The organism is Danxiaibacter flavus (assembly GCF_041060425.1).
In the GTDB taxonomy this organism is placed as follows: domain Bacteria; phylum Bacteroidota; class Bacteroidia; order Chitinophagales; family Chitinophagaceae; genus Danxiaibacter; species Danxiaibacter flavus.
This window is the reverse complement of the sequence record NZ_JAULBC010000001.1, coordinates 1322660-1335946: the sequence shown is the minus strand read 5'-3', so window position 1 is coordinate 1335946 and position 13287 is coordinate 1322660. Positions and strand designations below refer to the sequence as shown.

Annotated in this window: 5 protein-coding genes; 1 reads left to right on the top strand and 4 read right to left on the bottom strand. The window is 42.1% G+C overall.

Features of this window, described 5'->3' with window-relative positions:
* Positions 1 to 394: 394 nt before the first annotated feature.
* Positions 395 to 2827 carry a DUF1549 domain-containing protein gene (locus QTN47_RS05110; RefSeq protein WP_369328249.1) on the bottom strand — a complete coding sequence of 811 codons (2433 nt, stop codon included), beginning with the start codon at positions 2825 to 2827 and terminating at the stop codon, positions 395 to 397.
* Between the two features lie 429 nt (positions 2828 to 3256).
* On the opposite strand from QTN47_RS05110, the gene QTN47_RS05105 reads away from it, so the two are divergent.
* Entirely contained in the window at positions 3257 to 4615 is a 1359-nt protein-coding gene (locus QTN47_RS05105; RefSeq protein WP_369328248.1) for an ATP-binding protein, read from the top strand.
* Between the two features lie 222 nt (positions 4616 to 4837).
* Here the strand turns inward: QTN47_RS05105 and QTN47_RS05100 are convergent, their stop codons facing one another.
* The 3 genes from QTN47_RS05100 to QTN47_RS05090 form a co-directional block, all read right to left on the bottom strand.
* The gene (locus QTN47_RS05100) at positions 4838 to 6190 is read right to left on the bottom strand and encodes an eCIS core domain-containing protein (RefSeq protein WP_369328247.1); all 1353 of its coding nucleotides are present in this window, start codon (positions 6188 to 6190) and stop codon (positions 4838 to 4840) included.
* A gap of 114 nt (positions 6191 to 6304) precedes the next feature.
* Positions 6305 to 10522 (bottom strand): contractile injection system tape measure protein, encoded by a 4218-nt coding sequence (locus tag QTN47_RS05095; RefSeq protein ID WP_369328246.1) that lies wholly within the window; start codon positions 10520 to 10522, stop codon positions 6305 to 6307.
* A 4-nt stretch (positions 10523 to 10526) separates the two neighbouring features.
* On the bottom strand, positions 10527 to 13241 hold the full coding sequence (locus QTN47_RS05090; RefSeq protein WP_369328245.1) for a baseplate wedge protein: 2715 nt from the start codon (positions 13239 to 13241) through the stop codon (positions 10527 to 10529).
* Positions 13242 to 13287 lie beyond the last annotated feature (46 nt).

Sequence of the window (13287 nt, the reverse complement as noted above, 5' to 3'; positions counted from 1 at the left end):
TTTTATCTGCTTGCGCCCTTACAGGGCTTTAACCACCGTTTGTTATTTTTGACAGGGCGTTGCCCTGCCCTAATGCCAGCGCCCCTTCAGGGCTTGAACGTAAGTGAACGATTACCTAAATGCTTAGCCAACTTCCAGTCATCAATTTATCCAATTTGCTATCCACACATTTTCAATTATCAACTTCCCATTTCAATCACATCAATCCGCACATCCGCACATCACATCAATTATCAACTTTCAATTTTCAATTACATCAATCTACACATTCGCACATTTGCACATTCGCGATCATTTTCAATTGTCAACTTTCAATTTTCAATTACATCAATCTGCACATTCGCACATTCGCACATTCTCCCATCATTTTCAATTTTCAACATTCAATTTTCAATTAATAAATGAGTTGAAACTCCGGATGCAATGTCATCGTCCAAACAAAATCCTGAATGGCATCCTTACCAGGTTTATCACCCAGCATTTTGTATGCTACGGCCTGCTCATCGTTTGTTGGCGAGCGGCCCAGCGTGCTCTTATATACCTCCTGGATCATTGTTTTTGCATCAGGATATTTTTGTTGCAATCTCTCTGCCCCTCGTTCCATGGCCTTATTAAACAAAGTGCCGTTTGTTAGTTCCAGCGCCTGCAGCAAACTTGCCTGCGAAGCGCGGCTGGTTGAAACGGTTTCCCTGTTTGGCCTGCCCAATGCTGTAAGGAAAGCGTTGTTCATGACAAACGCGGCACGTGGAAAATGCATTGATTGTTTAACAGAATTCGGAAACAACTTATATACAACAGCACTATCAGGAAATATAGGCTGAATGGTTTCACTAACTGCATCAGAAAACTCTTCTGCAGTTAAGCGGCGACGCATCATCCCTTTAAATACATAGGCCGGTGCAATTATCTGATCCGGCTCTTTTACACTTTGAGAGGGTAATTGATAAGTGCGCGATATAAGCACCTGGTAAAGCAGTTTTTTAATATCACAACCATTGGCTACAAAATCTGAAGCCATCCAGTCAAGCAGATCCTGGCTCCATGGTTCATTGTCCATCGCATCAACAGGTTCTACAATGCCTCTGCCCATCACCTGCGCCCATATGCGATTGACAAGCGTTCTGTACAAACGGCCATCTTTAGGCTGCACGAGTACATCTGCAAGTTGTTTCAGGCGTTCCTGCTTTTTAGCTTTAGCATCAACATTCCCCAATTCGCTGTAAAGCACACGGGTTCCTGCCATGCGTCCCGTAGGCACATCACAGCGATTGATTTCAAGTGTACTATCAGCAAAAATGTTCGCGAAGGAATAGGCATCATCCAGCTTCCAGTCGCTTATAAAACTATCGTGACAGGAAGCGCACTTAAGGTTTAATCCCATAAATACCTGAGCCACATTTTGAGCAGCCTGCATTTCTGTCCGCTGACTGGCATTGATTGTACCGCGCCATTGAATGCCACGAATAAAACCTTCAGATTGTTTTGCCGGATTGATCAGTTCTTTTACAAAAACATCGTAAGGCTTGTTGGCAATAAGAGATGTGTATAACCATTGCGTTATATCAAACCGTCCACCGGTAATATATCCTGTACCGGAGTAATCATTACGCAATGCATCGTTCCAGAAAGTAAGCCAGTGTTGCGCATAAGCTTCATTTTGCTGCAATAACCGTTGCACCAGTTGCGAACGTTTATCTGCTCTTCTATCCTGCATGAAGGCATCTATGTCATTCGCAGTTGGCAACAGTCCTGTAACATCCAGGAACACCCTTCTTATATATGTGCGATCATCTACAGGTTGTTGCCATTGAATATTTTTCTTTTTAAAATAAGCGTCAACAAATAAGTCTATCGGTTGTGTAAGATCGCCTTTTGCCGCAGGAACTGCAGGACTTCGCGGTGCGAGGTCTGCTACGCGATACAGGCTTTTTTCCTTTCCTGCGGGCCATGGTGCACCTTGCTTTATCCAAAATGCAAGCACTGCAATCTCATCTTTTGTAAGTCCCTTCCCTTTTGTGGGCATGGATTTTTTTTCGCTGCGCGGAAGAGATATGCGCCTGATCATTTCGCTTTTCTCAGGATGCCCCGGAACAACAACTGCACCATGCTCTCCTCCTTTCATGATCAAATCCTTCGTGTCTAACCGGAGTTCTCCTTTAACCTTTGTTGAACCATGACAGCTATAACAGTTATGCGCAAGAATGGTGCGCACCTGCACATTCAGGTCCTGAACCTGGCTTTCGGTCAAGGGTTCTTTTTGGCTTGCCAGTGCAAAAACAGGATTGTCCTTTTCAGGCAATACATCCTCTGCAGGCAATACGCTGGTAAGATAATCTTCACCATGCGTCAAGCCGGCACCGTAATGTCCTGCAATTGTAACTCCAATAACTGTCAGTGTGAGTAATGCCACTTGCATGCGGCGGGAGCCCTTCAGATACATATAAGCCGAACAAAGCCCAAGCACCATTGTTGCAATACCTGTCCACTGATGTATGCCGAGGATGTCACTGCCATATTCTTCAGTATTGGACAAGAGCAGGCCGAAAACAACAGAAAACACCGCCGATATCGCGCCAATACAAACCAATACTTTGATGGCTGAGTTAAAATTGTTATTCTTCCATCTCCACTCGATGACTTCCATTAATAAAGCAGCTATTAATATCCCGACAGGAAAGTGCACTATCATTGGATGCAGTCTTCCGAGAAATGACCAAAGCCAGAAATGCTGCACTACTTCAGCGCCTGCAGGCTGTGCCACGCCGGTATTTATTACACCTAAGGTAATGAACGCAAGTATTGAGGTTGTGGCAACCAGTATTTTCATAAACAAGCCCTTATAAGAATAATATTATTGAGGCGCTCAATGGCAATCGTGAATTATTAAAATTACAAAAATGAGCAGCAACAGCCTATTAAAAGGCTGCAGTTCTCCCAATCAGTCTAAGCCTCGAACAATCACCCTTTAACTATACCAATTTCGCGCATAAAAGATGCATGATAATAATCGGCTACAAAAAAACCATCCTGCACTGTTCTGCTTCCATCTTTAAGATGTGCAGGTCACTTGTTCACGTATTTAAATATGCTTATATTACAATATATTAAGTTTACTGAGCCTGCATGGACAGAAGTGGAGATCCTGAATGAGGTGAATTCGATATCGCCTGCAATGACGGTGAGGGGTTTTGAAAAAGCAAGCGGGGTGAGTTTCCTGCTCAAATGTTTATCAAACAAATTTTATTTTTAACGCAACATGAAATCAGCTACCAGTGAATCCAGTGCCGAAACGCTCTTAAAAGAACTTTTATGGCTAAGCGAGGTCATCGATCACCGGCTTAAATTATACTGGAACAACATAGAAGGTCAGCCTACCGATATTGACGCGATACTTCCTCCAGATCTTACAGAGGATCCTTCAGCATATGCAGGCGCCGTTAACCGCCACAACATGAATCACGCGGAAAGACTGATACTGATCCTTGCACTTGCTCCGCATTTACAACCGCATTTACTGGATGTTTTTTTTGTTAAGAACTCAACTTACGACCGTGGCTTTACTGAATTCGGTGGAATAAAAGGCCATCAGCACGCGGGTTTTATCCCAACCGGCGAAACTGCTGCATTCCTGCTTACGATGAACGACATCAAACAAAGACTACAATTATTGCAGCTTTTTAGCGACACACATTTTTTTAAAATATACAATATACTATCTCTTGATTCGGCCCCAACGGATGAGCCTTTGTTAAGCGGTATATTAAAAATACATCCAGACTTTATTGACCTTCTTACCAATAGTGTAGCCAGCACAAAACATTATGGCAGTAATTTTCCTGCGAGGCTGCTGACTACTCCTCTTTCTTTCGATGATCTTGTATTGGATGAACATACGCTCAACAATGTACTCGAAATTCAAGACTGGATAAACTATGGGGATATATTACTGAATGAGTGGAAAATGAACAGGAAAATAAAACCGGGGTTCCGTGCATTGTTTTACGGACCACCGGGTACCGGTAAAACGCTGACGGCGGCTTTATTAGGACAAACAACAGGACTCAGCGTTTATAGAATAGATATATCGCTGGTTGTTTCCAAGTACATTGGCGAAACCGAAAAGAACCTGGCACTGCTTTTTGATGCGGCGCAAAACAAAAACTGGATATTATTCTTTGATGAAGCAGATGCAATATTCGGCAAACGCAGCGAAACTTCGTCAGCCCACGACCGTTATGCCAACCAGGAAGTATCGTATCTGTTGCAGCGGGTTGAAGACTTTCCCGGCATTGTGATTATGTCCACCAATTTTAAAGCGAATATAGATGAAGCCTTTACGCGACGCTTCCAGTCTGTGATATATTTTGCTCCGCCCGATGCTGAGCTGAGAAAAAAATTGTGGCAGAACTCTTTTACTGCAAACGTTCAGTTTGAAAAAAATACATCTCTTGATGAGATCGCTGAAAAGTATGAACTTACCGGTGGGTCTATTATTAATATTGCACGGTACTGTTCGCTTAAAGCAATAAAAAGAAATTCTACTACTGTCCTTCTCCATGACATAGAAGAAGGGATCAGGAAAGAATTCGCAAAAGAGGGGAAGGCTATGTATTAACAGCAAATATTGCTTAGTTAAGCATTCATCGAAACTATGGAAGATGTCTCTTGTTGTCCAAAAAACAGTTACACAAAGATACACTGAGCAGACACAGAGGGGCACAGAGTGTATACCATGCAAATCTGTGGTTGGTACTACTGGAAGTCCTCCCGGATAGTGAACTAATCGGGATATGTTATGAGTGCCTGATATTGCCTGATATTGACACCTCTCAACCAATTACCCATTCCAGATAGTTTGCAACTGCTGCTGAGAGTTATTAATCAGATCCTCTGTTGAGATGATCATCGAGCTCGCTTCCATTTCGCTCGTCAACTCCGTACGCTTTTCCACAAATGCAGAAACCTCTTGTTGTCCCAGTGCTGCACCTTGCTGTGAACGCAACAACGCATCTATGTCATCCCTTTGCTGCTTTATCAGATCGTACGGCCTCGAGCCATTATAATCCGTAAATCCCAATGGTGTGTAAAACGGTCCCCGGGCATCACTCACCTTCATGGCAATCACATAGGGCTTGCCCTGTCTTTGAGCCTCGAGTCCATGATGATAAGTGAGTAACTGGCCCAATTTCATACCCCTGGGGTCAGCCGAGAGGTTCATTACCCGCAGGGCATCCGCCGGATCCCACCTTTTTTCAAACCATCCCCTATCCTTTTCAGCCACCGGCTCTTTGGACCTATCCTTATCGGTCTTGTATTGCGGAATGTACACGGTACCGGTAGCAGGTACGTCCTGGTTGGCGCCATTTTTCAGGGTGCCCGCCAGTGTGATGGATGTATCTCCCGCAGTAACGTCTACTGAGCCTGCCAGCCCAAGCCTGTTTTTATTGGCGGTGGTAGTGTACGATTTGGCCTGGATGATGTTCTCTTTGCGTTGAATGCTGCCGGCAGGTAGCGTCGCCTGCGGAGTTGTAATGCCCGTTGCAACCGCTTTTGCGCCCATCACATCCGCCTCATGCTCCAGGGTTTTATCATCATTTACACTCACGCCACTCTTCATCTGCATGGTCGCTTGTACTCTGCCCTGCTTCTGTTGCACCACATGCCAGGCTTCGTGTGGCAGATGCTGTTCCTGCCCTGGCGCAACATGGATATCTGTTCCCTGTGCATAAGCGTGTGCCTGCATTTGTGCGGGTTTATCAGAGTTATAATGAACTTTTACATCATCCATTGAGTAACCGGAAAGGTTTTCTATACCCGATTTCAAATTATCAGGCAATCCTGTATTGTTGGATTGCTTTTGCACAGGAGTGCTAAGCGTCCTGGTTTGTAGCTCATTTGTCTCTTCTTTCTCTAAGCCTGTAAACTTGCCTTGTAAAGGCTCTTCGTCCTCAGTTTCTTTTCGCTGCATCAGCCCGTTTACAGCGTAATGATCAGCCATCGCCTGGTAAGCTTTTAATTGTTGCACACGAGGACTATTGTTAATAGCATCCCGGAGCTTTCTTTGTGCAAGAGCTTCAGGACGATTATCAACAAACTGGTCAACAGGTTGCTGTTCACCTTGTTTTTGAACTGGCATATTTGCGATAGCCACGCTTTTATTTTCAGCTGTTTTACCGGCTTTGGTGTGCATAGAAGAGGCTTTTTATATTGTAATACTAATCTACACTTAATTTACAGATAAACATAACCGGCGGGCACGAACTTCAATGTATAAATTTACCCGCCACAAAACTCATTCAAAGCACTAAATCCACTCTACATACAAAGGCTTATCCATCCACTTAAATTTGATCATACGGTAACTCCATGGCAATGTTTCCAGCAAAATATCATAGCCTCTTTGTTCAACTTTCAAAGTCCATCCATCCTGCATTTTCACTAATGATCCCTGCCTTTGCATAAAGGCGTTCCGGAAATTTTCTATGGATGAATTTTTCATCTTGTCCCATCGCTGAAAGAGTGTCTTGAAAAGTTCTTCAGATATTCGTACTTCCTGCTCTGAAAGTTCCAGCACGGAAGGCACAACTTCCTCAAAATTTATTGCACACAAAATCTTGTTGAGTGGCAGATCAAATTCGGCCATCTCAGTTTGCCCATTCACCAGATATTGCGTTAGCAAAGCAGCCCGGTGACGCGAAGCATCATCCACAAAAATGTTATTTTCTGTCAGGCCAAGCAGTTGAAAATAGAAGGGAATAAAAGGTTGCAACAGAACAAGACCTGCATTATTTATATAGATCTTTGAAACATCACCCTGTGGTAATAACGCTTTATTCTTCTCATCAATGGCTTTTTGTTCAGCATTCAACTGCTGGGAAACCAGTTCATATAACTGCATTGAATGCTCATGTTGCTTCAACAGACTTCTAGAAGCATCGGTGCTATTTGAAAGTTCCGGAGAACTTTTGACACTCAAAAATCCGATCTGGCTTCTTATTATCTGCCTGATGTGCTCTCCTTTAAATTGATGATCAATATTAACAGCAAGTGCATTTTTGTCTAACCGGCGAAGAATTTCACGAATTCCAGCTTCATCCAAAATGCTGCGCATAAAACTTTTTATGTCATATATATTGCGATTACCAGATAACCATTCAAGATAGAATTTATTCAAGAGAATCTGCATTCTGTTTTCAGCATGCACTTCAGCAGACAGTGCAAGGAGCATTGTGTTCATCGCCTTAATAGCATTTACAGCTTCCTCGCCCCACTTTTGAGAAACAGAAATCACGATGTCCTCTAACTTATTCAGCGATACTTTAACAGATATAAGATCTAGTATTTTATCTGAGCCTGCCGCTACCTGTAAAAACTTCCTTACCTGATCAACACCGCCATGATTGAGCAATTCCGCAAACATCTCCTGAGCAGTTTCTGTTCGCTGGCTGTCAAATCCAAATATTTGTCGCCCCCATAAAAGCAGATCTTTTTCGTAATCCCTGTTCAAAAAAGTAAACAATTCATTGTGAGAATGCCGAAATTTTTCGAACAACAAATGAAGCCGCATTTTTGCAACCGGATCGACGGAGGATGAAGCAAGAAGATCCTCCAACAAATGTTTATCCTGCCGGAACAGCACATCCGTTGCATTAAGCAGCTTTCCCGCCTCCGCATTATCCGGAACACTAAGTGATGATTGATCACGGTTACTCAAAAAAAGACTAAGAAGCGTGGCTGAATCATCTTTATTCGTTACACTTTCTCCAGTTTTCTCAAAAGATGTTTTTTTCTGATTCGCATTAAGCGACTTATCGATTGTTAATGAGCGTGCGTACTTCCATTTATCATAAGCTGCATACTGTTCTATAAATGCAGCTATATCGCGCCCCCTCGCTGGTTCTGCATCCTTAAACAGATGATATAACTGTAACCGGACTGACGGAAGTGTTTTGGAAGATGTCAGTAATTGCTGCAAACGCATTTTGTCATTGACATACAAGAAAATAACAGCCTGCAAAACCACCTGGTGATATTGCACACCTGTAATTGACGGAGGCAAGGAACCCCACGTTAAAATATATTCAACAACGTCACCAATCTTATTCTTAATAGATGACATGTCTGTGTCCGGCGCTTCAAGATGTGTTTGCCATTTTTCAGTTGACCACCGGTCAGCCTTATCCGATTTGTTGAACATATCCAATAAAACAATATCATGCACATTTTTGTGTTGTACTTCCAGACCCGTCAGCAGATGCTGCTGATTATGCAACCACAAAACCATTTTTAATTTATTCATTAAAACAGGGTAAGACGACATGGCCGTTTTAAACTCATCGAAAACGTCACTGTAACCTGCATTGACGATGTCAAGTAAATGAATCAGCACAACGGAATTCATTCCGGCATTCAAAATTGCATCGAGCTGTTGCTTAGTCACAGCAGGAAAAAACATTTCTACCAATCCTGCAGTTTCAAGTTTGTAAAAAGCCGGTTCCAGGGCAAACGCGTATTGAATATTGTTGATAAGATGCTTAGCAGATGAAAAATCTTTTATTGAATAGCGTGCAAAACCGCTATAAGTAATTTGCCTGATGGCTGCTTTGAATATTGAAAGAACGTCATTATCTGCACTATTTATTATGTCAGTGAGAATATACAGCATTTGGACATAAGGCTTACCCACATCTTTAGAAACAATCCACGTAACTGACTGCAGAAGAAATAAACGTGGGCTCCAGGACTCATACCGGAAGTCAATATAATTGAGCCACAGTATTTCATACAAAAGGGGCAATCCGGTTTGAGATGACCGCACATTTAAAACGTTGCCTAACTGCACTACGCTATCAATCGCATCCAGCGTTTTTGTTGAAGATGGCAATAGTTTAAACAATTCGGCTATCGTGGCCAAAGGAAATTGCAGCAACAATCGCTCACGCATTGTTTTACTGGTTCCTGCAAAAACAAGTACAGCACGGGCCTGCATTTTATTCCCTGCAATAAGTGTATTTAAGGCCTCTATGGGGTTCTTGTCTGCTGCCCACCATGGAAGCACACCGTTTCTTAGAAAGAACACAATAAGGTCATAAGCACTAATAGTACTCCTTTCTAAAACTTCTGCTATTTCACTTGTAGCCGGAATATTATTTTTCAAAGGTATTACGGCATCCAACTTTTGTTGCAGATATTGATCGAGTGCATGTGTTTCAACAAATGGATTCCGAAGCAAGTATTCTAAAGTTTCTTTATGCAACAACAACCTTACTAAAGATGAACCCGTTTTTTCAAACTGGTTTTCCTTCCCGATCAACATATCCCTTAAAGCTATAGCACGCACAGGCTGAAATAATCTCAATAACATACCTACTGTTTTTTCCTCAGCCAACAGGAAAACGTTTTCAAACAGCTGCTCATTTCGGAACAACCCTCTTATCATTGCCTGCAAGGTCACCGGATAATTATTGAGAAACGTACGGAATATTCCAAAAAGCCGGCTTTTTGTAAAGGAACCAACTTCAGCAGGCAAAGAACCATTCATCAAAAAATACAGCAAGGCATGTGTATCCTGCATCAACTTATTTTTTTCAAATAATGCATATTTCCACTGCGTTGATACTTCCTGTTTATCAGCTAAATTCTGCGTTTCAACCAATTCATCCGCAATCTCATGTAGTACCTGTAGAAGTGGCAACTGTTCTTTTGCGCGGCTCGAAGATGTATGGTTAATCAGCAGCAACAACAAATCTTCATAGTGCACTCCAAAATGAGCGGCCATGCTGCGAAGTGTGCTTTTCGTAAATTCCTTCCTGTTAAAGTGGCTGCCATACTCTTCAATCAAAAACGCAAGAATTATTTCCCATAATGCTTTTGAAACAACTTTACTTTCACTTTTTATCACCTGGTCTTTTTCATTCAGGCTAACTACGTTATCATGATATTCACTTATAAAATCGGCTTCTCCCGGCAACATTTTAGCAACAAGGCTTTTCAGCGTTGGATCCTGAACATGCCCGATCAGCCTCTGTCTCGCAGCTTTTACTTTTCCTGCTTTACGAATCATCTGCACAAGCATATCTGCTTGTCCTTTCAACAGATCATCCACCAATTTATTTATATCACGCAGCAAATCTATACTCGTCCACCATGGCAATAATCCGGTAGTAAAAAAATAGCTCAAAACATCAAGCTTACCGGTGAATAACTCAGTCTCACTTCCGTTGCCTGCGAACGTATTATCATAACCCGGACGTTTAATAAACATCGCAGCAAGCGCATCCATCAGGCTTTTAGTGATTGCATCTTCCAGATTATCATATGGCACGGTACCAAGATCAAGCACAATGCTATCTATATGCAGACGTGTGTGAGGAGATATATGTTCTTCAAAAAAATCCTGCATTACATAATGCCAGCGTTCGTTATACAATTTACTCAGCGCATTTTGCAGATTGTGCGCTTTCGACCGTGAGGAGAAGTCAACATCAAACATTACCTCTTGTATAACAAAATCATTTTTCACTCACTCATTTTTTGGTTGCAGTATCATCTAACAAAAAACTGATCATATCTTCGTTCATTGCAATTCTGTCTACATCCCTGTTTATTTCTTTTATGGTAGGCAACCATTCGTAATAGACATCCTCAAAAGCTTTCATTTTGGAAAATGACAGCCACAAAAATTCAAGGCGCACATGAGCAGGCGTACAGGAGCGGAACAACCGTTGCGTAAAATCCCGGAAAGATTTTTCCTGGAAACGTGAAGGCCATGAAGGCAGAACAACCGTTAATTTTGATGCAAAGAAATTTTCAGGCAGAACAGTCAGATCTAACCGGTTGACAACATACCTGAACGCCGGAAATCTCGCCGGTGCATCTTTTTTGATCAGTTCAATAACAGAAACCAGGCTGTCTATAAATAACTCCGCCGCATCAGGCTTCTCTAGCGGCACCAAAATATCACAGTACTCACTTATCATAGCAACCAGCTCCCGGGCATCTTTGCCGATGCTGTGTTCTACTCGGTTAAACATGCTGTCAATATCTTCTTCCCGTTCTTTGAAACTGCGCCAGCGCTTGTTTTTTAACATCCGTCTTCCCTTTTCATCGTACAATTCAAATCCAAAAACATCCAGTGCAAGATGGGGAGCCAGCAAAGAATGATCAACAATATAAAATCCTTCGGAATTAATGCTCACTTTATTGAGCAAGCCTATAAAATCAACGATACGCTTCCGCGCATTTGCCTTACTCTTATCTTTTGCGACCATTTCCCATGCGCCTGTCTTATCATCCTTAAAGTGTATCTCGAATTCACCATCGGCAACAGATTGCTCTATGCGATAATTATTTCTGTCTGCACCAAAGAGAAACAACGATTCATTCTGTTTTTTAAACGAAAAAGAAGTGTACACGGGGTTAGTTTGCACTTCACTATCTTCTCCTTCCCGCGGCGTTTCTGGTGGTACATTAATATATTGAAGCACCATATCCGCAATCCTTCCTTCCGGCTGAGAAGGTATATACAACAGTAGCCTGAGTTTGTTCTCATAGCCATTCATCTGCTCCTCCATTTCATGCACATCCAGGTAGTCAAAACCAGTATTTCTAAAGCAGGTAATGGCCCTTACGTTTGCAAGCAGCCTGGATTTAAAAACAAGTTCATGATCAATTTTATCATCCTTTCCCCAACGGCCATATAAACGTTCATACAGTATAGCCGGGTATGCATCCACCATAATATTAAAGCGGCTCAGGATATGTTCAATTGCACGTTTTTTTCGTTTCCTGAATTGATGAGACTGTTCTGTATAATCTTTCAGCGCTTCTACATATTTGTTGTTTCCATCACTTTTAAATTTGATCCATTCCAGCTTTGTCCTTTCAGTAAATGCATTCAACAAATGACGCACATGCGGCACTTTATATAAGGGTTGTGTAAAATAAGTATACATATCATCCTCCAGCGTAAACAAGGGCGAAAACAACTCCGGCACCTTGCCTAACTGAGACAAATAGTTAGCCATTATCTGTTCAAAAAACAACAAATAGGCTTTAAGTTGTTTGATTTTGGCCTTACGGGATGCGGGTTGACTTTCTTCAACGCCTTCCTTACCTATTCCATAAATGGCGGGAAACATATTCTGCATACTAACATACTCATGCAGGTTTTTATAAACGCCTTTAATTACTGATTGCTGTGATGATTTATATAATTGCGAAATATAGGAGCCGCGGCTGGCATCCCGCAATTTATGCAGATGATCCCTGAAAACATCTTCGTTGATAACCAGCGGCAGGTTGTTATGATACAACCGGATAGCCGGTATTTTTGTATCCAGATCAAGGAACGGAAAATGGAATGGCTCGAGAGAAGTAGGCGTTCCCATCCATGTTATGGCAAATCTGCTTATGTGAACAACGCCTTCAATTTCTGAGATGGATTTAATAATTTCAAAAGGATCGATAACTTCTTTTCTTTCGGTAAGATCTGACTCCAGTATTACGCCTTTAGTCAATAATGGCCCTGCATAAATATCATCTATAGCCATTCCCTTCGCCAGAAGCTCATCAGGAAGGTATGTTTTTACTATTGGGCTAAGATAACATTCAGCTGTATAACAGATCTTCGCAAGCACTTCTTCGGCAATGCTCTTCCGTTGTATGATGACGGAAGCTTCTATCTCCAGCTCCTGGGGTTTTAATACGACAAACTCGCGAAAATCTTCACCAATGTTTCTGCAACCAACAAGAAACCGTCTTACCTTTTCAACTAACTCTTTTTCGAGCTGCGCATCATCTTTTAAACGAACGGTCACATCATTGTTGAATTGCAGAATAACGCGATAAAGTCCGCGCGCGTTAGAACGGGTATAACTGCTGGCCACTGGTTCAATCCAGATATTCTGCAATTCATCCACTCTGTCGATGAGTACCCGCCTGTAATCTTTAAGCGTAACAGGTGCAGTTGTCAATATTTCCTGCGGAGTATAAAAAGAATTTTTTACCCTGTCTACTATCCCACTGGGGGAACTAAGAATATCTTCAATTTTGAAATCAGTACGATAAGCCAGGTCCGTTAGCGCATAACACAGACATTCCAAAATCGTTACGCCCGGATCGTGGTAATTGTAATCTGTCCAGCTTTTTCCGGCGTATTTCTGTACCAGCTCTATTGCCTTCTTTCGCAAAAAAGTATAATCAAGCGGGGACTCCGGACCATATTTCTTTTCAATCACCATAATCACTACTTTTTTTTACAAACAACATAAGCGCAGACGCTAAACC